Below are 20,214 nucleotides of genomic sequence, written 5' to 3'. Positions count from 1 at the left end.
ATGGATCTGGCCCAATTCCAATCCTGGGTGCGCGAATTCGCGCGACTGATCGCCGAGAACGCGCAGCACCTCAGCGATCTCGATGCCGCGATCGGGGACGCCGACCACGGCATCAACATGGACCGCGGCATGACCGCGGTGGTCGCCGCCCTCGACGAGGCACCGCCGGCCGATGCGCCGGCGGCGTGCAAGCAGGTCGGCATGACCCTGGTGAAATCGGTCGGCGGGGCCAGCGGGCCGCTGTATGGCACCTTCTTCTTGCGGATGGGCCCGGCCTGGGACCAGGGATTCGCCGCCGCATTGCGCGCCGGCGTGGAGGGTGTCGTGCAGCGCGGTCGCGCCGAACTCGGGGACAAGACGATGTTCGACGCGTTGGCGCCGGCGCTGGAGGCGCTGGAATCCGGTGGTGATCTGGCCGCCGCGGCCGCCGCGGCCGAAAAGGGCCGAGACGGGACCGAATCCATGGTGGCCCGCAAGGGCCGGGCCAGCTACCTCGGGCAGCGTAGCGTCGGGCATATCGATCCCGGCGCGGCGTCCGCGGCGCTGTTGATGGCCGCGGCGGCGACGGTGGTGGGCACATGACGGTCGGGCTCGTCGTCGTCTCGCACAGCCGCCCACTGGCCCGCGCCGCCGTTGCCCTGGCCCAGGAGATGGTGCACGGCAAGGAGATCCGGATCGCCGTCGCGGCGGGTCTGGACGACACCACCTTCGGCACCGACGCCGCCGACATCGTCGACGCCGTCACCGACGCCGACACCGGGGACGGCACCGTGGTGTTGATGGACCTGGGCAGCGCGGTGCTGTCCGCCGAACTCGCCCTGGAACTGCTCGACGACGAGGTGCGCGAGCGGGTGGTGTTGTGCCCCGCCCCGCTCGTCGAAGGACTGGTGGTAGCCGCCGTCGCGGCCGCCGGTGATGCGTCGGCCGCCGAGATCGCCGCCGAAGCGTCCGGCGCGCTGACCGCCAAGATCGCCCACCTCGGCCCCGCCACCCCCGCGCCGGAGGCCGCCGGCGCCGACACCGCCGACGAGCTGTCGGGCAGCTTCGTGGTCGCCAACCCGCACGGCTTGCACGCCCGCCCGGCCGCCCGGCTGGCCCAGGAGGTGCGCCGTCGCGATGCGCGGGCGCGTATCCGCAATCCGCGCACCGACTCGGCATGGGTGGATGCCGCCAGCCTGTCCAAGATCGCCACGCTGGGGGTGCGCAGTGGTGACCAGGTGCAGGTGCGGGTATCGGGCAGCCAGGCCGCCGAGACGTTGGAACACATCCTTGCGCTGGCCGCCCGTGATTTCGACGAAACCGTTGGCGCGCCAAGCGAAGTAACCTCGGAGCCGGTTCGCAACCGGCCGATCGGCGCGGGCCCAGGACTCGGCATCGGACCGGCCCGCTCGGCCAGGACCGGCGATATCGTGGTGCCGGACGGCCCCGGCGAGAGCCCGGCGGCGGAGCGGCGGCGGCTGCACGCTGCCATCGCCGAGGTACGCCGGGTCGTCACGACGGTGCGGGCCAGGACCGCGCGCGATGTCGGTGAGACCGAAGCCGGCATCTTCGATGCCCACCTGTTGCTGCTCGACGACGACGCCCTACTCGGCGCCACCCAGCAGCGCATCGATCAGGGCCACAACGCCGCCGCCGCGTGGTCGGCGGCGGTCACCGAGCTGGCGGCCGAGTTCAGCGCGCTGGCCGACCCGTACCTGCAGGCCCGCGCCGCCGACGTGCAGGCCGTCGGCGATCAGGTGTTGCGGGTACTGCTGGGCAGTGCCGCCACCGCGCAACAGGTCAGCGGGGTGCTGGTGGCCGCCGATCTGAGCCCCGCCGAAGCCGCCGAACTCGATCCGGCCCGGGTGGCGGCGGTGCTGCTGGCCTTCGGCAGCCCGCAGGCACATAACGTGATCCTGTTGCGCGCCAAGGGTATCCCGGTGGTCGTCGGGGCCGGCCCCCCGGTGCTCGACATCGCCGAGGGCACCACGGTCGCTGTCGACGGCAACCGCGGTGAGTACATCGTCGCCCCCGACGCCGCGGTCCGCGCCGGGTTCGAGGCCAAGGTCGCCGCACTCACCGCACGCCGGCAAGCGGCCCGCGCCCGGTCGGCCGAGCCCGCCGTCACCCGCGACGGGGTGCGCATCGGCGTCGGCGCCAACCTCGGCTCGGTGGACGATGCCAGAGCGGCCGCCGCCCACGGCGCCGATTTCGCCGGCCTGATCCGCACCGAGTTCCTGTTCCTGGGTCGCAGGCAGGCCCCCGACACCGAAGAGCAACTCGCGGTCTACCGCAAGATCGCGGAATCCCTTGAGGGGCGCCGGATCACGCTGCGCACGCTGGACGTCGGCGGGGACAAGCCGCTGGACTTTCTGCCGCTGCCTGCGGAGGGCAACCCGTATCTGGGTGTGCGGGGCGTGCGGATGTCGCTGGCACATCCGGACCTGTTCACCGAGCAGCTGCTGGCCATCGCCACGCTGGCCCGGCACACCCCGGTCAGCGTGATGTTCCCGATGGTCGCCACCCTCGACGAACTGTTCGCGGCGCGCCGGTTGCTCGACGATGCCCTGGGCCGCACGGGTCCACGACCACCGGCCGACCTGAAAGTCGGGATGATGGTCGAAGTACCCACCGCCGCGCTGAAGGCCGCCGCCTTCGCGCCGCACGTCGACTTCTTCTCCATCGGCACCAACGATCTGACCCAGTACACGATGGCCGCCGACCGCAACAACGACGCGGTGGCCGCGCTCGGTGACACCTTCGATCCGGGGGTGCTGCAGTTGATCGCGGCCACCTGCCGGGGTGCCGCCGGGCAGGCCGCCGTCTCGGTGTGCGGCGAATTCGCCGCCGACGAACGGGCAGCGGGGTTGCTCGTGGGGCTCGGGGTGGAGGCTCTGAGCGTCACTCCCCCGGCCATTCCGGCGACCAAGGAGGCGGTGCGCGCCGTCGACGCCGCGCACGCGGGCGCGCTGGCCGCCCGGGTGTTGTCGGCCGAGTCGGCGGCGGCGGTGCGCGAACGCCTCTGAGTCGGCGGCCGGTTACAGGTCGCTGGCGTCGTCGGGCACGTCGACGGCGTGCTCGGCGAGCGCCTCCAGCGGCACCACGTCCAGGGTGCGTTCGTGGGTGCAGGCCATCACCACCGGTGCGGCGTACCCGTCCTCGTAGGCGCGTAGCCAATTGCGGGCGGTGACGCACCAGCGGTCACCGGGCACCAGTCCGGCGAAGCGGTATTCGGGCATCGGAGTGGACAGATCGTTGCCGATCGAACGCTGGTGTTCCAGGAACTCGCGCGTCACCACCGTGCAGATCGAGTGCAGGCCGGGATCCTCGGGACCGGTCGAGCAGCAGCCGTCCCGGTAGAAGCCGGTGAGTGGCTCGGTACCACAGGGTTCCAGCGGGCCGCCGAGCACATTGCGTTCGGGCATCGTCTCATCATGCCCTGCCGGATGCGGTGGTGAGCGGTGCCCGCCGGGCCTGTCGCGGCGTCACCGCTACGCGCCGGTAACCGAGACTCTGTACAGTCGTAGCCGTTGCCAGCGTGGCGGCACTGGCATGAGGATGATCGGCGCAATGAGCATGAACGGTTCGGCAAGCGATGCCGCGACGGCAATCGAGGAGCTGACGCTGACCGAACCCGACGATCCCCAGCCACCGACTCCCCGGCATATCCCGAGTTCCGAGGACGGCGCCACCACCCCCGGTGGTCCCACCATGGTGCTGATCGGCACCGGTGTCTACCTCGCGGTCAAGGTGTGGCGCTATCGGCGGCGGCGCCGTCGTCAGGGCTGAGCACCCACTCACCCCGGTACAGCGTCCCGGTCACCACGAGGCCGGCATCCAGCATCACCACATCCGCGGGTGCGCCCTTCACCAGACCGGGACGGGCCAACCCGAGTGCGCGTGCCGGGTTGATAGTCGCCTGGCGAACCGCCTGGAGCAGCGCGGCGTCCCGGTCCAGACCGCTGTGCGTGACGGCGAACCGGAATACCGCATCCATGGTGGCGGTGCTGCCCGCGATGGTGTCGGTGCCGGCCACCCGCGCCACCCCATCGACCACCTCGACGGACATCGTGCCCAGCCGGTAGTGGCCGTCGGCGTTGCCGGCGGCGGCCATCGCATCGGTGATCAGGCTGACGCGGTTCGTGGTCCGGCAGACGTGCCGGTAGATCGCCGCGTCGAGGTGCACCCCGTCGGTGATCAGTTCGACGGTCACCCGCGGGTCCTCCAGCAGCGCGATGATCGGGCCGGGCGCTCGATGGCCGATCGGGCGCATCGCGTTGAACAGGTGGGTGCCCACCATTGCGCCGGCCTCGATCGCGGCCAGGGTCTGCCGGTAGCCGGCCTCGGTGTGCCCGACGGCCGCCACCACACCGGCATCGGTCAGCCGGCCGATGGCGTCGAGCGCCCCGCCCCGCTCCGGGGCCAGCGTCACCATCCTGACCGCCCCGGCGCCGGCATCCAGGATGCGTTGCAGCTCAACCGGATCCGGGTCCCTCATCAGCGAGGCATCGTGGGCTCCGCAGCGTTGGACCGACAGCCACGGCCCTTCCAGGTGGATCCCGTCGATCAGTCCGGCGTGGGTGTGGTCGGCCAGTGCTGTGACCTGACGCAGCAGGTCCTCGGGCGCGGCGGTGACCAGGGAGGCGATCAGCGTGGTGGTGCCGTGCCTGCGGTGCAGCGCAACGGCGGCGGTGGTGGCAGCCAGGGTGCCCGCCGAGAAGTCGGCGCCGGCGCCGCCGTGCACGTGGGTGTCGACGAACCCGGGCACCACCACGGCGGCGCTGTGGTCGGCCGGTGCCGGAGGCGCTCCGGCGCCGACGGCCCGCACGGTGTCGCCGGTGGTCTCGATCCAGCCCGGCCGCAGCAGATCGGTACCGGTGAGCAGGGTGTCGGCGGCGATCAGCACTCAGATACCTTGCCAGGCCGGCTTGGACCGGTAGGCCTCGCGGTAGTAATCCGACAGCTGCAGGCGCCGGGCCGCGGCATCGTCGAGTAGCACGGTCACATGGGGGTGGTGCTGCAGGACGGTGGCCGGCCACATCGCCGACACCGACCCCTCGACCAGGTGATGCACCGCCTCGGCCTTGGCCGCACCACGGGCGATCAGGATGACGTGCCGGGCGGCCATGATGGTGGCCAACCCCTGGGTGAGGCAATGAGTGGGCACGGCATCGACATCGCCGTCGAAGAAGCGGGCGTTGTCGACACGGGTTTGCCTGGTCAGCGTCTTGATCCGGGTACGCGACGCCAACGATGAGCCCGGCTCGTTGAAACCGATGTGACCGTCGGTGCCGATGCCGAGGATCTGCAGGTCCACGCCGCCGGCGGCGGTGATCGCGGCCTCGTAGGCCGCGCACGCGGCCGGGATATCGCCGGCCAGCCCGTCGGGTCCGGCGACCGCGCCGGGGGCGAAGTCGACGCGGGAGACGAACACCGTGTCGATGACGTTGCGGTACCGCTCCGGATGCTCGGCGGGTAGCCCGACGTACTCGTCGAGGGTGAATCCGCGGGCCCGGGCAAAGCTGAGTTGTCCGGCGTCGCAGCGCGCGACCAGTTCGTCGTAGATGACCAGCGGCGACGATCCGGTGGCCAGGCCGAGCACCGCATCGGGTTTGCCGGTGAGCAGTGCGCCGATGGCGTCGGCGGCCAGTGTCCCGAGTGTGGCCGGGTCCGCCTCGATGACGACTTCCATTACTTGGCCGCCGCGAAGAGCACTGCGCCGCTGGCTATTTCGCCGTCGGTGCGCTGGGTGATACGCCCTGGCTCACGTTCGTCCATGACCACCACCGGCACGATCGGGTTGAGCCCCTTGGCGACGACGGCGGGCACGTCGTAGGTGACGATGAGCTGGCCCGCGGTGACGGCGTCGCCCTGGGTGGCGTGGGTGGTGAAGCCTTCCCCGCCCAGCGCGACGGTGTCCAGGCCGAGATGCACCAGAACGCCGACGTTGTCGTCGGTCATGATGATGTAGGCGTGCGGCATGAGCTTGATCAGCGTGCCGGTGACCGGGGCCAGCGCCTCGATGACGGTGTGGGGCGGGTCGATCGCGGCGCCGTGGCCCACCATCCCCTGGGCGAACACCGGGTCCGGAACCTGGTCGAGGGCGACCACCCGGCCGGCGACCGGGGCGTGCACATGTGTCGTCATGGTTACCAACCCTACGAGGATGGCCCAACCGGGGCTTGGCTTCGCCGGTTCTCGTCTAAGCTGCGCCGAATGAGCCAGTCGACGAAAACCGGTCGCAGCAGGCGGGTTCCAGGATTTGCGCAACTGCAGCGGCTCGGCAAGAGCCTCATGCTGCCCATCGCGGTGTTGCCCGCGGCGGGCATTCTGCTGCGGTTGGGCCAACCCGACCTGCTGGGGCGGATCGACGCGCCGGTCATCGGCGCGTTCTTCAAGGCGATGAGTGCCGCCGGCGATGCGGTATTCGCAAATCTGCCGCTGCTGTTCGCCGTTGGCGTTGCCATCGGGTTCGCACGCAAAGCGGACGGCTCCACCGCCCTGGCCGCCGTGGTCGGCTATCTGGTGGTCGAGGCGGTGTTCAAGACCATGTCGCCGATCGTGCTGGCCGGCGTGCTGGACAAATCGGGCGAACAGGCACAGATCAACTACAGCGTCTTCGCCGGGATCGTGGTGGGCCTGGTCACGGCCTGGCTGTTCGATCGCTACCACACCATCCAATTACCTTCGTATCTGGGCTTTTTCGGTGGGCGGCGATTCGTCCCGATCGTGGTGTCGCTGGCCTCGTTGTTCATCGGGTTCGCGCTGAGCTACTTCTATCCGCTGTTCGACGCCGGCCTGACCGGGCTGGGCAAGTTCATCGGCGGCGCCGGCGCGTTCGGAGCGTTCGTCTACGGGTTCGCCAATCGCATGCTGATCCCGCTGGGCCTGCACCACATCCCCAACTCGTACGTGTGGTTCCTCTACGGCGACTACCAGACTCCTGACGGCAACACGGTGACCGGTGAGCTGACCCGGTTCGCCGCCGGTGACCCCAGCGCGGGGCTGCTGACCTCCGGGTTCTACCCGATCCTGATGTTCGGGTTGCCGGCCGCGGCGTTGGCGATGATCCACGTGGCCGACAAGAAGCAGCGCAAGGTGGCCGTCGGCATCCTGTCGGCCGCGGCACTGACGGCCTTTCTCACCGGCGTGACCGAGCCGCTGGAGTTCGCGTTCATGTTCGTGGCGTTCCCGCTGTACGTCGTGCACGCCGTGTTGACCGGCCTGTCGCTGGCCATCGCCTACCTACTCGATATCCATCTGGGTTTCTCGTTCTCGGCGGGGCTGATCGACCTGCTGCTCTATGGCACCGCGCCGGCGGCGAAGAACATCCCGCTGCTCATCGGCATGGGCGTGGTGTTCTTCGTCGTCTACTACCTGATGTTCCGGTTCGCCATCACGCGGTGGAACATGCGCACCCCCGGCCGCGAGCCGGAAGCCGAGTTCGAGGCCGAGGAGCAGGCCAACCTGGGTGAAGGCGCCGAGTCGGCGACCGCCGTCGTGACGGACGCGGGGGGTGACGCTCGCACCGATGCTCGGCCCGACTCGAAAGCCGAGCAGGTGATCGCCGCGTTCGGCGGTCGGGAAAACCTGGTCAACGTCGACGCCTGCATCACCCGGCTGCGGATGGAGGTGGCCGACCCGGCCAAGGTCGACCAGGCGCGGCTGAAAAGCCTTGGCGCGGCAGGGGTCATCGAGGTCGGCAACGGCGTGCAGGCGGTGTTCGGCACCGAGGCCGAGGCGTTGAAGAACGACATCCTCGGGATCCTGTAGCCGTTCCTACAGGTCGGCGAAACAGGAATTCGTCTGCCCGGACGGGATCGTCGCGTCCCGGCTGGAGAACTTGCCGACCACACCCGTGCTGGTCACCTGGACGCTGTCGGCCTTGATACCGAGCGGGTAGTTGTCGTTGAGCTTGGTGGTCAGCTCGTTGAGGGCGGACTGCACGGTGTCCTTGGCGAACGGGCCGGTGACATCGGTGACGTTCAGGTTCAGCTTGCCGTCGGCGACCGCGGGCTGCGCGGTGACGGTGGTGCCGCCGGCGGCTTCCAGGATCAGCGTTCCGGCGCCCGCGTCGGTGCGCACGGCCGTCACCAGGCTGCCGACCACCGGCAGGTTCTCGGCCACCGTGTCCTTGATCCCGGCCGACGTCCAGGACAGGGTGGCATCGAGCGCGCCGATGGTGCCCTTCGAACCGCCGGAGTCTTTGAGCGTGATATCGCTGAGCGTGACGTCGGCGGTCATGCCCTTGGCCTCCTGCACCCGGTTACCGGCGGTGGCCACCGAGATCTTGGTGTAGTCACCGGACAGGTACTGCCACAGGAACGGCGGATTCACCGAGAACGACACGTCGGCACCGTCCTGCACCAGGCAGTCGGTGATATCGGACAGCACGTCGGCCGCCTTGTATCGGGCGTACAGTTCGGCGCCGGCCAGGCTGCCGACCAGTACGGCGATCACGATGACGGCGACCAGAACGATGGTCTGCTTGTTGCGTTTCTTCGGCGGTGGCGGCGGGCCGGGCAACGCCAACTTCTCGGTGGCGGGTTCGGGGGCCCGCATCCGTTCGGTCGCTGGGTCGGGTCGCGGAATCCGCTGCGTCGGCCCCTCCGGGCGCGGCGGACGAGGGATCCGTCGGGTCGCCGGGTCGGGCGGCGGTGTCGACATCCGGCAATTCTGCCCCACCAGGCTGGGCGCCCGATGTGAGAATTCACAGATGAGCACCGAGCGGCCCGACATCGTGATCCTGATGACCGACGAGGAACGCGCCGCGCCGCCGTACGAGACCGACGCGCTGCGGCAGTGGCGGCACCGCACGCTGGCCGGGTGGCGCTGGTTCGACGAACACGGGGTGCGCTTCACCCGGCACTACACCGGGTCGCTGGCCTGCGTGCCGAGCAGGCCCACCCTGTTCACCGGGCAGTACCCGGATCTGCACGGGGTCACCCAAACCGACGGCATCGGCAAGCGGTACGACGATTCGAGGTTGCGCTGGCTGCGCCGCGGCGAGGTGCCGACGCTGGGAAACTGGTTCCGCGCCGCCGGCTATGACACCCACTACGACGGGAAATGGCATATCTCGCATGCCGACCTGACCGATCCGAAGACCGGAAAGCCGTTGGCCACCAACGATGATGCCGGCGTCGTGGACCCGGCCGCGGTCCAGCGCTACCTGGATGCCGACCCGCTGGGCCCGTACGGGTTCTCCGGGTGGGTGGGCCCCGAGCCGCACGGGGCGGGACTGGCCAACAGCGGTTTTCGCCGGGACCCGTTGTTCGCCGACCGGATCGTGGCATGGCTGGACGACCGGTACGCCCGCCGCCGCGCCGGTGACGCGGCGGCGCTGAGGCCGTTCCTGCTGGTGGCCAGCTTCGTCAATCCGCATGACATCGTGCTGTTTCCGGCGTGGGCGCGACGTTCACCCCTGCAACCGTCCCCGCTGGACCCGCCTCCGGTGCCGCCCGCGCCGACGGCCGAGGAGGATCTGCGGTCCAAGCCGGCCGCGCAGGCGGCGTTCCGGGAGGCCTACTACTCCGGGTACGGACCGGCCGCCGCCATCGAGCGGACCTATCGCCGCAAGGCGCAGGAGTACCGCGACCTGTACTACCGGTTGCACGCCGAGGTGGACGGACCCCTGGATCGGGTGCGCCGCGCAGTCACCGCAGGCTCGACCGATGCCGTGCTGGTGCGCACCTCGGATCACGGTGACCTGCTGGGCGCCCATGGCGGGCTGCACCAGAAGTGGTTCAACCTGTACGACGAGGCCACCCGGGTGCCGTTCGTGGTCGCGCGTATCGGCACCGGCGCAACGGCGGCGCGGACGGTCGAGGCGCCGACATCGCATGTGGACCTGGTGCCGACCTTGCTGGGCGCGGCGGGCGTCGACGTGCCTGCCGTCGCCGACGTATTGGCCGAGACGTTCAGCGAGGTGCATCCGCTGCCAGGGCGCAATTTGATGCCCGTGGTGGACGGCGGCCCGGCCGACGACGACCGGGCGGTGTACCTGTTGACCCGCGACAACGTGTTGGAAGGCGACAGCGGGGCGTCGGCGGCCGCGCGGGCGATCGGCGCGGTGGCCAATCCCCCTGCCCCACTGCGCATCCGGGTTCCCGCGGATGTGGCAGGCAACTTCGAGGGCTTGGTTCGCCGGTACCAGGGTCGACTGTGGAAGCTGGTGCGCACCTTCGACGATCCGGGGACCTGGACCGAGCCCGGGGTGCGGCAGCTGGCGTTCAGCGGACGCGGCGGCGAGCGGTACCGCAGCGATGTGCTCGACGATCAGTGGGAGCTGTACGACCTGACCGAGGACCCGATCGAGGCGGTCAACCGCTGGGAAGACCCGGCGTTGGACGAGGTGCGACGCTTCCTGCGCACGCAGCTCAAAGAGGTGCGAGCCGCCGCGGTGCCCGAGCGGCACCAGCCGTGGCCATACGCGGACCGGCACAGGCCGGCCAGGCGCGGTTGGCTGCGGTTCTAGCGTCAGGCCTTGGCGAGATGCACCAGGAACTCGATGGTCGCGACCGGCTGCACCGCCAGCAGTGACGCGAACGGCTTCGGTGGGGACACGTTGTAGTCGTAGAACCGGACCGGGATGGCCCCGGCAACGTCGACCCGGTCGCCGTTGCGCGCGATGGTGGTGTGCGCGGACGCGGGGCGGCTGACACCGTGCAGGGTCAGGTGGATGGGCACGTCGACCGCGACAGCGCGGCCGTCGTCGGGAACCGGGGTGAGGTCGACCGGTGCGCTGACGGTGACCTGGGCGGTGGGGAACTTTGCGGAGTCCATCACGTCGGGGCCGCGGAATCGTTCGTCGCGGCCGGGGTGGGCCGAGGCGATGGATGCCACGTTGACCGTGAATTCCGCGGAGACCAGCCGGGATTCGGTCACCTCGGCATGACCGGTGATGTCGGAGGTGCGGCCGTTGACGTCCACCGTCTGCCACAACAGCTTTTGCTCGGCGCGGTAGCCGGCCTGCGAACCCTGCTGCACGGTCCAGGAGCCGTTGACATCGGTGGCGGCCGGTTGGGCGCCCGGCTGGAGCGCGAAGGCGGGGTCGGGAGCGCCTTCGACGTAGGTGCGGAAGGCCCACGGGGCCGTTGCCACAGCGGCGATCACGAGCACAATCAGCAAACTCAGGATTATCCGCCAACGCCGTTTCTTCACGGCTGTATCGTGACAGAACATCGCGTCGTTGTGCAGTGATCCGGTCATTCAGCTAACCGCGTCGAGTCGCTCGATTATTGATTCCCTTGCTGGGCAAATACCATCGAGAGCGTTATGACCGAGAATGCCCTGGACACCCGTACCGCCGGCCGCGTCGCCGCGGAGGCGGCCCGTCGTCGCACGTTTGCCGTCATCAGCCACCCTGACGCGGGTAAGTCGACGCTGACCGAGGCGCTGGCCTTGCACGCGCGGGTGATCACCGAGGCCGGGGCGATCCACGGCAAGGCCGGGCGTCGATCCACCGTGTCGGACTGGATGGACATGGAGAAGGCCCGCGGCATCTCCATCACGTCGACGGCACTGCAGTTCCCGTACCGCGATTGTGTGATCAACCTGCTGGACACCCCGGGGCACGCCGACTTCTCCGAGGACACCTACCGGGTGCTGACGGCCGTGGACGCCGCAGTGATGCTGATCGACGCGGCCAAAGGTCTTGAGCCGCAGACGCTGAAGCTGTTCCAGGTGTGTAAGCACCGGGGCATCCCGATCATCACCGTGATCAACAAGTGGGACCGGCCCGGGCGGCACGCGCTGGAGTTGATGGACGAGATCCACGAGCGCATCGGACTGCGTACCACTCCCCTGACCTGGCCGGTCGGTATCGCCGGCGATTTCAAGGGGGTGATGGACCGGCGGGCGAACAAGTTCATCCGGTTCACCCGCACCGCCGGTGGTGCGACCGCGGCGCCCGAGGAGCACATCGCGGCCGCCGACGCGCACGACGCCGCCGGGGATGACTGGGATACCGCGGTGGAGGAATCGGAGCTGCTGTCCGCCGACGGATCGGATTACGACCGCGAGACGTTCCTCGGTGGCGAGTCGTCGCCGGTGCTGTTCACCTCGGCGGCGCTGAACTTTGGCGTGAACCAGCTGCTGGATGTGCTGGTCGAATTGGCGCCCCCGCCGAATGGCGCGGTGGACGTCGACGGTGTCCGTCGCCCGGTGGATGCGCCGTTCAGCGCGTTCGTGTTCAAGGTGCAGGCGGGGATGGATTCGTCGCACCGGGACCGGATCGCCTACGCGCGGGTGTGCTCGGGCTCATTCGAGCGGGGTGAGGTGCTGACCCACGCCGGAACCGGCAAGCCGTTCGTCACCAAGTACGCGCAGTCGGTGTTCGGTCAGCAGCGCTCCACGCTGGAGAACGCGTGGCCCGGCGATGTGATCGGATTGGCCAACGCAGGGGCACTGCGTCCCGGTGACACGCTGTATGTCGATGTGCCGGTGCAGTATCCGCCGATCCCGAGCTTCTCCCCCGAGTACTTCTCGGTGGCCCGCGGTAAGGATCCCAGTAAGCACAAGCAGTTCCGCAAGGGCATCGAGCAGCTGGAGCAAGAGGGCGTGGTGCAGGTGCTGCGCTCGGACCGCCGCGGTGAGCAGGCGCCCGTGCTGGCCGCCGTCGGTCCGATGCAGTTCGAGGTCGCCACCCACCGGATGGCGACCGAGATCGGCGCGCCGATTACGTTGGAGCCGTTGCCTTATCAGGTCGCCCGCGTGCTGGACCCTGCGGATCTGGAGTTCATGAACAAGCAGGTGTCCTCGGAGGTGTTGACCCGGACCGACGGCGTGCTGCTGGTGCTGTTCTCCACCAAGTGGCGGCTGGAAGGCTTCCAGCGGGACAACCCGTCGGTGAAGTTGCGGTCGTTGGTGGCGGCGGAGGGGTAGGCCGGGTCTGTGGCCCGGTGGGTATGTGGTGAATGCCCGCCTCTGAGCGACTTTCGAGCGACAACCGAACCTTGCTGAAAATCTGCCGCCGCGAGTGGTATCACTTCGGTATCATCAAGCCATGGGCATGACTCTGCGCACCAGTGACGAGCAGACCGAAGCGCTACGTCGACAAGCCGCCGCAGAAGGGCGGTCGATGCAAGCCGTGGCCCTGGACGCGATCGACGAGTACATCGCCCGGCGATCCCATAAGGCGAAGGTCGATGCCGCCCTCGATCGAGTCCTCACCGAAGAAGCCACCGTCCTCGAGCGCCTCAAGGACGCATGACCGAGTACCTCGATCTGGAAGACCTTCTCGAGATCGCCCGACGCACCATCGGTGTCGAGGTCGTTGTTCGCGATTACGGGTTGCTACAGTCCGCGTTGGCCCGTCCGCGGACATCCGTTTTCGGCGAGGACGCCTACCCGGACCTGTTCGTCAAGGCGGCGGCGTTGATGCACTCACTGGCACGCAATCACGCGCTGGTGGACGGCAATAAGCGGTTGGCATGGACGGCGTGCCGCACATTTCTCGCGATCAACGCAGAGTGGCTGGCCGCGCCGGAGGACGATCGTTTCGATTTCGTCATCGCTGTGGCTAAAGGAGACGAGCCGTCACTGAATCACATCGCCGAGCAGCTTCGCGAATGGCGCCTGAAAACCGGGAAAAACGCTGTCTAAGCGTGCGTTTGTGTACCTGACTGATCCGGGGGAATGACAGGAATGCCTGGGCCGACGGCACGCCGAGCCGCTTTGATCGACGTTTCCATAGTTGCGGCTGTCGCCGCCGCGGGGATTGCGCTCTATCTATCAGCGGATGATGACTCCGTCAACACGATGAAGGACTACACGCCGGAGCGTCAGCAGGAGGCAGCCGAATCGATCGTCGCCGGTCTCAACACGCACGACCCGAAGAATGTGCCGCTACTGCGCAACGCCAGCGCCGTTCCGGATGCCGACGCCGACAATGCGCAAATCAACGCCAACATCATTGCCGCGACGCCGCCCTCGGGATGCCATTACACGGTAGCCTCGGTTACCGATCGCGGTGACCAGGGCGTACAGAAGCTTCCGTGGTTCAGCCCCCACGAGACACGACGATTCGACATGACCGTCCATCAGATCTGCCCCGGACAAAGTGAGGTCGAGCGCACGATCGGCGTACTCGCCATTCCTTCCGGGATGGGCGGCTACTGGGCCGAAGCATCACTCGTCGTTAATCCCTAGCCGCAGCGTTCTGCCGCCCGCCGGACGGCGAGCGGCAGAACAAGGAGCAGGTCTAAGGGGTCACCAGCACGGGATCGGGTGGAACAGATTCCACAGCGGACCGCCGCAGCGCATGTGGAAATCCGCCGGCGGAGCCCAACCGCCGGGGTTGTTCCAGTCCACGGGCGGTTCCCAGCCGTCCGGCGGACGCCAGCCCGGTGCGGGGTAACCGTCGTTCCAGCCGACCCATTCGGGGTGATGCCAGTCTGCGGGTCCGGGCCCTCGGTTCCATCCGGGGCCATGCGGTCCAGGCGGCCCCCAGTACGGGTCGGCGCTGGCGACACCGGTGCCGACACCCATCGCGAGCGCTCCGGTAATCCCTACTGCAGAAATGACTTTCGCAAATCTCATGTCGGATGGTTCCTTTCAGACGCGACGCCGTCCAGGGACGTCTGAAAGTTAGTTTTGCTACCGACCTTAAGGCCGAGCTATGTGCCCGGTCAGGGTTCGGTGTACATATGGTCGCTGGACGTCACATCGGCATAGCGAAAAGCTAACGGCCAGCAGGAAAAAGGCTGAAGTACCCCGACGACCTGCAACGACCGGTCTCATCGTCTTTGGGCGAGTCCCAGCACCTGTTCAGCCGACGGCGGGCTCGACGGGTGGTACGACAGACACCATGGGGCGGCGATCCTGTGGAACGCCTCCCCCTCAGTCGCCACGTAGAAGTTCCCGGCCCGAAGTCGGCTGATATCGGGCACCAATCCACCCTTGGCGCGGGCCATTTCGGTGGCAGTGTCGATCTGGGCCGGCGAGTTCAACAGCCCGTAGAACTGCGTGGTGGCATTGCCCGGAATTTGGTTGTGCAGACTCTTGGGTGCCTGCGTGGCAAAGATCAGACCCAGGCCGTACTTACGCGCCTGCGACGCCAACGCCAGCGTGCTGCGCAGGCTGGCTGTGACGCCCTTGGCCGGCGCCAGCGTCTGCGCCTCGTCCATCACCAACAGGCCGCCCAAAGGCCGATCGGCAGCCGGATGGCGCTTGATCCAGGCGAACAAGGCCATTTGCAGCTGGCTGACGAAACCTTGGCGCTGCTCGTCGGACTGCAGGCCGATCATGCTGATCACCGACACCCGGGCTCGGTAGCCGCGGGACGGAGTGAGCAGCACACCCGGGTCCACCGGCTGACCCGCTCCCCCGAACATCGGATCGTTGACCATCGCGGCACGCAGGTTCTGCGCAATCTCGCTGGCCATCTTCTCCGCGCCGGCCAGCCCGCTGACATCGTCGGGCAGGTCTTCGAGCATGTCGATGAACCCACTCAGGGTAGGAACAGGCTGACGGCCGTAGTCCAGCAACGCTTCTCGCAGTACCGCACGTGAGCGGGCTGCCTTCGCGGTCGAGCCGGCGATCTGCGCGCGGGGCTCCAGCGCCGCACACGCGGCCTCGACGGCGTCGTGGTATTCGTCATGGTCATCACGCACGCTGGCGAAGTCGGGCAGCGGCTGAAAGGCTAGCGGACGGCCGGTGGACCGCCGCGGCGTCCAGATGAGCACTTCGGTATTCGTGAAATAGTCGTGTGCGCGTTGGTCGTCTGCCGGATGCCAGCCCGCCGGCCGCTCCGGCCAGGAACTGCCGAGCCGGGACAGATCGTTGTTGGGGTCCAACACAATTGAGGACACCCCGCGCAGCGCGGCCTCCTCGACGAGGCGGCGGATCAGCACCGTCTTACCCGAGCCGGAGCCCGCGAAGATCGCCACGTGTTTGCGCAGCGCGGCCAACTCGACCGACAGGGTCGCATCGGTGCGGACGTCGACGCCGAGTGGGATCTGCTCGTCGGATGTCGCCATCGCAGTCGTGTTCTCCGGCTGCGGCGTCGGCTCCACGTCGATCGGTGCGCTGGCCGGTTCGTCACCGCCGAGCGCTTCGCGTAACACGGTGATGCTGTGTGCGGGCCGGCGCACGCGCAGCCAGGCCGCCAGACCGGCGTCGTCCTCCTGGATCAAATCCTGCAGCGCGGCCATGGTGCGCAGGTCGTCATCCGACAATGCCAGCGTGCGTCCCCCGGCACGTTCGAAATCGGCGACCGCGGCCGCCGTCTTCGGTCCGCTGGGCCAGGCGGTGTTGCGCAGCAGGAACAGCCGGCGCCGATCGCCGCCGGCTCCCAGACCCGTTGCGCTGACGGCCTTCTTGATCCGGTTCTGGGCGGCGACCGCATTCGTCGAGCCGATCGCGCGGAACGCCCAATGTTGTTCGTCGTCGGTGGCCGAGTCGAGAGTCCGGCGCAGCCGGGCATGCAGCATCACATGTGCCCCGGGCGGTGGATCGCAAATGTAGGACTGATCGTCGTCCTGTTCGACCGCCCAGGCGGTCAGGGTCGCATGCAGAAGCGCCGGAACGGCGGTGTCTTCGCCATCGGGGTCCAGCGCGGCGGCCGGCACCGCCCTGGCTCGGTAGGCGACGAACTTCTGGTCGAGCGGAGCGGTGTCGTGAATCTCTTTGGCGGGCTCCGGCATCGGTGCGACCAAGTCGCTAAGGTGCGCGAGTTCGGTGATCGCGCCGCGGCGCAGGAGTTCGCGCACATGGGCATCGGCGCGGATCAGCAGCTGGCGCGGGGTGTAGCCGGCGGCGTCGTCGAACGCGGACGCCAGAATGGGCCAGCTCGGGTACGGCGGTGTGAAACCCACCGAGCTGTAACCGGCAGCGAACCGGCGTTCCAGAATGGCCCGCCCCAGGTCGCCATTGGGCAGCGGGGCCAGCGGCGTCGTGACTCGGAACCGATCGCTCACGCTGGCAGTGGCCCTGTCCCGGATGGCTTCCCACGCCGAGGGCAGACACGCCACCACGGCGACAGTGCGCCGCATAGTCTGGCGCACAGTCATCAAACCGTGCGCAACCTGTTCCAGCACACCATCACTCGACTGGGCAGCATCCCCGGTGCGTGTCGACGACTGCGCCAGCAGGGTGTCGATCTGGTCGAGCGCCAGCACCGCCGGGCCGGCCAACGCGGTGAGGCGGGCGATGTCGCGCACACACTGCTGAGCCGACGGGCTGGTCCCCTTCAACCGCCACATCCTGCGGTCCTCGGCTCCGTCGTCCTCATCGCTGGCCTGCAGGTACGCATCACCGATATCGCGGGCGGTCAAGTCGGTCGCGGCCAGTAAGACCAGGGCGCGCAGCGTCTGGTGGCAGTCGCGGACGTCACGGCGTGCCTTGGCCAACGTGTCGACGAACCGGTCGAGGGTGTCTGGCTCGAGGTCGTCGTCGCCGATGATGGCCCGCCGCTCGGCGCGCGACACGTGCGCGATGGAGGACAGCTCCCACAGCAGATCCTTGAGTTGCGTCTCGCGACCGACGCCCGGACGGCCCAGGCTTTCCAGGATGCCGCTGCGCACCGATTCCCAGAAGCTGGCCGCGTCGAGTAGTTCCACAACGAAAAAGAAGCCGCCGTCGTTTTGGACGCGTTCGCGTATCTGGCCGAGCAGGTGCGTCTTGCCGGAGCCCGCCTGACCACGGATGGCCACGCCGAGGGGTGCGCTGTCCGGGTCGCGCAGGGCGTCGCCGAAGGCTTCCATGACGTCGTCGGCAGCGGGCTCGTTGAGGCCGGTCACGTGGGTGACAGACTGCGGGCGCCACAGGTCGTCGCTGGTCGGTGCCCACGTGAGGCGAAGCGCGGCCAGCGCTTCGCGGTCTGCCTCCTGCATCAATCCTCGATGCTAATCAGGTGCTTGGGCTGGTTGCCGATCAGGACGGCGGCCTCGCGGTCGGCGGCGGTGAGGACTTTCTGGTTTTCCTCGGGGATCAGGCTGATGGCGCCGGTGCGGTACTGCGCGTGCAGCGCGGCGTCGAGGTCCTGGCGGGGTATGCCGATCGCGTGGCGCAGGCTTGTCAACCCCACCCAGGCACCCGGTCGCGCAGCCAGCTTCGCGTAGGCGGTGCGGACAAGGTCGTCGACGGTCGGTGCCGGTATCCCGAACACGTCGGCGAGGCTGAGATCGGCGCGGGTCAGATGGCGGTCGAAGGCAGCCAGGACGGTGTATAGCGTCTTGGCCGGTCCGGTGGAGCGCGGGGGCGCCCCGGCGGTGAGGATGTCGCGGCACAGCCGCCAGCCACGGTCGGTGAGCTCATGCACGAATCTGCCGGTGCTGCGGTCGGATTCGATGAGCCCGAGTGCGTTCAGGTTGTCGCGGCCGGCCTTCTCCAGCTTTGGGCCCAGCGCGATCATTTCGGGGTTGGGCACGGGTCGCGCTTGTGCCATCAGGACCAGCAGTACGGCGCGTTCGGTTCCGGTCAGGTCTGCCGGGAAACGGTCACGGGCTCCAACGTAGCGGCAGTCAGTCCCCCGAGTCGGGTGCGTCAAGGGTGCGGGACTGGTAGGCGCGGCGCTCTGCAAGTCGGCCGAGCTTGACCTGGTTGGGGACCAGGAACCGGTGCAGACCGGCACGCAACCGGGCCGGTGTGACGGCCAGGGCCAGCGCCGCCAAGCCCGCCTTACGGGGCAGGAACAGTTCCGGTCGGCGGCTGTCGATCAGGCTCAGCACCCCGGCCGCGACCTGAGCGGGAGTCAGCAGCGCCACCTTGCCGCTCGATGTACCCGCGGCCAGGTCAGTCGCCACCACGGTCGGCATCAGCACGCTGACGTCGACGCCGGTGCCACGCAGTTCCTCCCGCACGGCGGTGCAGTAGCCGTAGACCGCGTGCTTGGTCGCCGCGTAGGTGGCCTCACCGGCGGGTGCCAGCTTGCTGGCCGCCGAGGCCACCACCACGATCTGTCCTGAGCGCCGGTGCCGCATCGCCGGGGCGGCGAGCCGGAATCCGGTGATGACACCTTCCAAGTTGACCGCGATCTGACGGCGCGTCGCGGTCACGGGTTCGTCGTCGAACGCCCCGACCCACATCACCCCGGCGTTGGCGACGAGGACGTCCAGCGGTCCGAGGGCAGCTTCGACCTCATCGATGAACCGCCGATACGACGCCGGGTCGGTGACGTCGAGGTGCAGGCCGACGGCGCCGGGCAGCTGCTCGGCCAACGCCGCGGCCGCCGCCGCGTCGATGTCACCGATGGCCACCCGCGCACCACGCGCGGCCAGGGCGCGGGCCGTCGCGGCGCCGATGCCGCGGCCCCCGCCGGTGATGGCGATGACGGTCATGTCGTGCGTTCGACGAAGGCCACCACGACCGCAGCCAGTTCGGCTCCCTTGTCCTCCTGCAGGAAGTGCCCGGCATCAGTGATGGTGACCGGCTCGTGGCCGCGAGCGCCGGGAACGTGCGTTGCCAGCACCCGATCACCACCGCGGGTTATCGGATCGGAGTCGGAGAACGCGCAGAGGAAGGGTTTCTCGAAGCGCCCCAACGACTCCCAGGCCGCCCGGTTGGCCGGGGTGGCGGGGTCGTCCGGGCTGGTGGGCACCAGCGTGGGGAACTGGCGGGCACCCTCTTTGAACGACTCGTCGGGAAACGGTGCGTTATAGGCGGCAATGACGTCCTCGGACAAGGCGGTTGTGCAGCCACCGTTGACGATGGCACCCGCGTCGAACACCGGCGTCTGCTGGCTGAACTGCTGCCAGGCCAGGAACGCCTTGCCTGCCGGCCGATCACCGGTCGGCAGGAACGTGTTGGCGGCCACCACACGGCTGAACCGGTCGGGTTCTTCCCCGACGAGGCGCAGTCCTATCAGCCCACCCCAGTCCTGGCACACCAGGGTGATATCGGTGAGCCCGATCCCGTCGATGGCGGCCCGCACCCAGTCCACATGCGCCTGATACGTGTAGTCCGTGCGCCGCGATGGCTTGTCACTGCGGCCGAAGCCCACCAGGTCGACGGCGACCGCACGCAGCCCCGCCTCGACGAGGACGGGCACCATGTGCCGGTAGAGATAGGACCAGCTGGGTTCGCCGTGCAGCAGCAGAACAACCGGCCCGTCGGGCGAGCCCTCGTCCACGTAGTGCATGCGTACTGGGGTGTCTTCGGCACCGGTGACCTCGACGTAGTGCGGCTCGAAGTCATAGCTCGGCAGATCGGCGAAGCGGTCGTCTGGGGTGCGCAGGATCTCCACGGGGTCGACGGTACCGCGCCGCATTTGTGTCTCGGACCGGTTCGGCGCGG

The 20,214-nt window shown here is 68.7% G+C and carries 20 protein-coding genes; 9 read left to right on the top strand and 11 right to left on the bottom strand.

Annotation, left to right across the window (positions count from 1 at the left end):
• Complete coding sequence (gene dhaL / locus SBI67_RS20780) at positions 1–582, top strand: dihydroxyacetone kinase subunit DhaL (protein ID WP_318982373.1); 582 nt, start codon at positions 1–3, stop codon at positions 580–582.
• A complete protein-coding gene (ptsP, locus tag SBI67_RS20775; protein WP_318982372.1) occupies positions 579–3,005 on the top strand; it encodes a phosphoenolpyruvate--protein phosphotransferase in 2,427 nt (808 codons plus the stop codon). Before dhaL ends, ptsP begins: the two co-directional genes overlap by 4 nt.
• A gap of 12 nt (positions 3,006–3,017) precedes the next feature.
• On the opposite strand, the gene SBI67_RS20770 is transcribed toward ptsP, so the two are convergent.
• Positions 3,018–3,404 carry a DUF2237 family protein gene (locus tag SBI67_RS20770; RefSeq protein WP_318982371.1) on the bottom strand — a complete coding sequence of 129 codons (387 nt, stop codon included), beginning with the start codon at positions 3,402–3,404 and terminating at the stop codon, positions 3,018–3,020.
• 145 nt (positions 3,405–3,549) lie between these two features.
• Here SBI67_RS20770 and SBI67_RS20765 point away from each other — a divergent pair, with 145 nt between their 5' ends.
• The gene (locus SBI67_RS20765) at positions 3,550–3,768 is read left to right on the top strand and encodes a hypothetical protein (protein ID WP_318982370.1); all 219 of its coding nucleotides are present in this window, start codon (positions 3,550–3,552) and stop codon (positions 3,766–3,768) included.
• On the opposite strand, the gene SBI67_RS20760 is transcribed toward SBI67_RS20765, so the two are convergent.
• From SBI67_RS20760 to SBI67_RS20750, 3 genes are read right to left on the bottom strand one after another with little or no spacing between them, the layout of a single operon-like run.
• Complete coding sequence (locus SBI67_RS20760) at positions 3,725–4,885, bottom strand: N-acetylglucosamine-6-phosphate deacetylase (protein ID WP_318982369.1); 1,161 nt, start codon at positions 4,883–4,885, stop codon at positions 3,725–3,727. The genes SBI67_RS20765 and SBI67_RS20760 overlap by 44 nt on opposite strands.
• Positions 4,886–5,671 (bottom strand): glucosamine-6-phosphate deaminase, encoded by a 786-nt coding sequence (gene nagB, locus SBI67_RS20755; RefSeq protein WP_318982368.1) that lies wholly within the window; start codon positions 5,669–5,671, stop codon positions 4,886–4,888.
• Positions 5,671–6,126, bottom strand: a complete 456-nt coding sequence (locus SBI67_RS20750; RefSeq protein ID WP_318982367.1) for a PTS sugar transporter subunit IIA — start codon at positions 6,124–6,126, stop codon at positions 5,671–5,673. Before SBI67_RS20750 ends, nagB begins: the two co-directional genes overlap by 1 nt.
• Positions 6,127–6,195: 69 nt before the next feature.
• Here SBI67_RS20750 and SBI67_RS20745 point away from each other — a divergent pair, with 69 nt between their 5' ends.
• Positions 6,196–7,752 (top strand): PTS transporter subunit EIIC, encoded by a 1,557-nt coding sequence (locus tag SBI67_RS20745; protein WP_413232537.1) that lies wholly within the window; start codon positions 6,196–6,198, stop codon positions 7,750–7,752.
• Positions 7,753–7,758: 6 nt separating this feature from the next.
• On the opposite strand, the gene SBI67_RS20735 is transcribed toward SBI67_RS20745, so the two are convergent.
• Complete coding sequence (locus tag SBI67_RS20735) at positions 7,759–8,646, bottom strand: LmeA family phospholipid-binding protein (RefSeq protein WP_318982366.1); 888 nt, start codon at positions 8,644–8,646, stop codon at positions 7,759–7,761.
• Between the two features lie 49 nt (positions 8,647–8,695).
• On the opposite strand from SBI67_RS20735, the gene SBI67_RS20730 reads away from it, so the two are divergent.
• Positions 8,696–10,456, top strand: coding sequence for a sulfatase-like hydrolase/transferase (locus SBI67_RS20730; protein ID WP_318982365.1), 1,761 nt, complete (start codon positions 8,696–8,698; stop codon positions 10,454–10,456).
• A 2-nt stretch (positions 10,457–10,458) separates the two neighbouring features.
• Here SBI67_RS20730 and SBI67_RS20725 read toward each other — a convergent pair whose 3' ends face one another.
• Complete coding sequence (locus SBI67_RS20725; protein ID WP_318982594.1) at positions 10,459–11,100, bottom strand: YceI family protein; 642 nt, start codon at positions 11,098–11,100, stop codon at positions 10,459–10,461.
• Between the two features lie 156 nt (positions 11,101–11,256).
• Here SBI67_RS20725 and SBI67_RS20720 point away from each other — a divergent pair, with 156 nt between their 5' ends.
• From SBI67_RS20720 to SBI67_RS20705, 4 genes are all read left to right on the top strand, one after another.
• A complete protein-coding gene (locus SBI67_RS20720; protein WP_318982364.1) occupies positions 11,257–12,864 on the top strand; it encodes a peptide chain release factor 3 in 1,608 nt (535 codons plus the stop codon).
• A 121-nt stretch (positions 12,865–12,985) separates the two neighbouring features.
• On the top strand, positions 12,986–13,192 hold the full coding sequence (locus SBI67_RS20715; RefSeq protein ID WP_318982363.1) for a FitA-like ribbon-helix-helix domain-containing protein: 207 nt from the start codon (positions 12,986–12,988) through the stop codon (positions 13,190–13,192).
• The gene (locus tag SBI67_RS20710) at positions 13,189–13,584 is read left to right on the top strand and encodes a type II toxin-antitoxin system death-on-curing family toxin (protein ID WP_318982362.1); all 396 of its coding nucleotides are present in this window, start codon (positions 13,189–13,191) and stop codon (positions 13,582–13,584) included. The genes SBI67_RS20715 and SBI67_RS20710 overlap by 4 nt, the downstream gene beginning before the upstream one ends.
• Positions 13,585–13,656: 72 nt before the next feature.
• A complete protein-coding gene (locus SBI67_RS20705; RefSeq protein ID WP_318982361.1) occupies positions 13,657–14,130 on the top strand; it encodes a hypothetical protein in 474 nt (157 codons plus the stop codon).
• A gap of 60 nt (positions 14,131–14,190) precedes the next feature.
• On the opposite strand, the gene SBI67_RS20700 is transcribed toward SBI67_RS20705, so the two are convergent.
• The 5 genes from SBI67_RS20700 to SBI67_RS20680 form a co-directional block, all read right to left on the bottom strand.
• Entirely contained in the window at positions 14,191–14,520 is a 330-nt protein-coding gene (locus tag SBI67_RS20700) for a hypothetical protein (protein WP_318982360.1), read from the bottom strand.
• Between the two features lie 197 nt (positions 14,521–14,717).
• Positions 14,718–17,813: a helicase HerA domain-containing protein gene (locus SBI67_RS20695; protein ID WP_318982359.1), complete on the bottom strand. Its 3,096-nt coding sequence runs from the start codon at positions 17,811–17,813 to the stop codon at positions 14,718–14,720.
• On the bottom strand, positions 17,813–18,367 hold the full coding sequence (locus SBI67_RS20690) for a hypothetical protein (protein WP_318982358.1): 555 nt from the start codon (positions 18,365–18,367) through the stop codon (positions 17,813–17,815). Before SBI67_RS20690 ends, SBI67_RS20695 begins: the two co-directional genes overlap by 1 nt.
• 76 nt (positions 18,368–18,443) lie before the next feature.
• Positions 18,444–19,259, bottom strand: coding sequence for an SDR family NAD(P)-dependent oxidoreductase (locus SBI67_RS20685; RefSeq protein WP_318982357.1), 816 nt, complete (start codon positions 19,257–19,259; stop codon positions 18,444–18,446).
• A complete protein-coding gene (locus tag SBI67_RS20680; RefSeq protein WP_318982356.1) occupies positions 19,256–20,164 on the bottom strand; it encodes a haloalkane dehalogenase in 909 nt (302 codons plus the stop codon). Before SBI67_RS20680 ends, SBI67_RS20685 begins: the two co-directional genes overlap by 4 nt.
• Positions 20,165–20,214: the final 50 nt, after the last annotated feature.

The organism is Mycolicibacterium chengduense (assembly GCF_033741155.1).
Taxonomy (GTDB): Bacteria; Actinomycetota; Actinomycetes; order Mycobacteriales; family Mycobacteriaceae; genus Mycobacterium.
Note: the sequence above shows the minus strand (reverse complement) of the source record. Positions and strands in the feature narration are given on the sequence as shown.

What these genes read in the sequence shown, in the direction of transcription:
- ptsP (WP_318982372.1), top strand. Translation starts at nt 579, where the DNA reads ATGACGGTCGGGCTCGTCGTCGTCTCGCACAGCCGCCCACTGGCCCGC.
- SBI67_RS20715 (WP_318982363.1), top strand. Translation starts at nt 12,986, where the DNA reads ATGGGCATGACTCTGCGCACCAGTGACGAGCAGACCGAAGCGCTACGT.
- SBI67_RS20700 (WP_318982360.1), bottom strand. Translation starts at nt 14,520, where the DNA reads ATGAGATTTGCGAAAGTCATTTCTGCAGTAGGGATTACCGGAGCGCTC.
- SBI67_RS20735 (WP_318982366.1), bottom strand. Translation starts at nt 8,646, where the DNA reads ATGTCGACACCGCCGCCCGACCCGGCGACCCGACGGATCCCTCGTCCG.
- SBI67_RS20690 (WP_318982358.1), bottom strand. Translation starts at nt 18,367, where the DNA reads ATGGCACAAGCGCGACCCGTGCCCAACCCCGAAATGATCGCGCTGGGC.
- SBI67_RS20770 (WP_318982371.1), bottom strand. Translation starts at nt 3,404, where the DNA reads ATGCCCGAACGCAATGTGCTCGGCGGCCCGCTGGAACCCTGTGGTACC.
- SBI67_RS20720 (WP_318982364.1), top strand. Translation starts at nt 11,257, where the DNA reads ATGACCGAGAATGCCCTGGACACCCGTACCGCCGGCCGCGTCGCCGCG.
- SBI67_RS20765 (WP_318982370.1), top strand. Translation starts at nt 3,550, where the DNA reads ATGAGCATGAACGGTTCGGCAAGCGATGCCGCGACGGCAATCGAGGAG.
- SBI67_RS20730 (WP_318982365.1), top strand. Translation starts at nt 8,696, where the DNA reads ATGAGCACCGAGCGGCCCGACATCGTGATCCTGATGACCGACGAGGAA.
- nagB (WP_318982368.1), bottom strand. Translation starts at nt 5,671, where the DNA reads ATGGAAGTCGTCATCGAGGCGGACCCGGCCACACTCGGGACACTGGCC.
- SBI67_RS20750 (WP_318982367.1), bottom strand. Translation starts at nt 6,126, where the DNA reads ATGACGACACATGTGCACGCCCCGGTCGCCGGCCGGGTGGTCGCCCTC.
- SBI67_RS20695 (WP_318982359.1), bottom strand. Translation starts at nt 17,813, where the DNA reads ATGCAGGAGGCAGACCGCGAAGCGCTGGCCGCGCTTCGCCTCACGTGG.
- dhaL (WP_318982373.1), top strand. Translation starts at nt 1, where the DNA reads ATGGATCTGGCCCAATTCCAATCCTGGGTGCGCGAATTCGCGCGACTG.
- SBI67_RS20710 (WP_318982362.1), top strand. Translation starts at nt 13,189, where the DNA reads ATGACCGAGTACCTCGATCTGGAAGACCTTCTCGAGATCGCCCGACGC.
- SBI67_RS20745 (WP_413232537.1), top strand. Translation starts at nt 6,196, where the DNA reads ATGAGCCAGTCGACGAAAACCGGTCGCAGCAGGCGGGTTCCAGGATTT.
- SBI67_RS20685 (WP_318982357.1), bottom strand. Translation starts at nt 19,259, where the DNA reads ATGACCGTCATCGCCATCACCGGCGGGGGCCGCGGCATCGGCGCCGCG.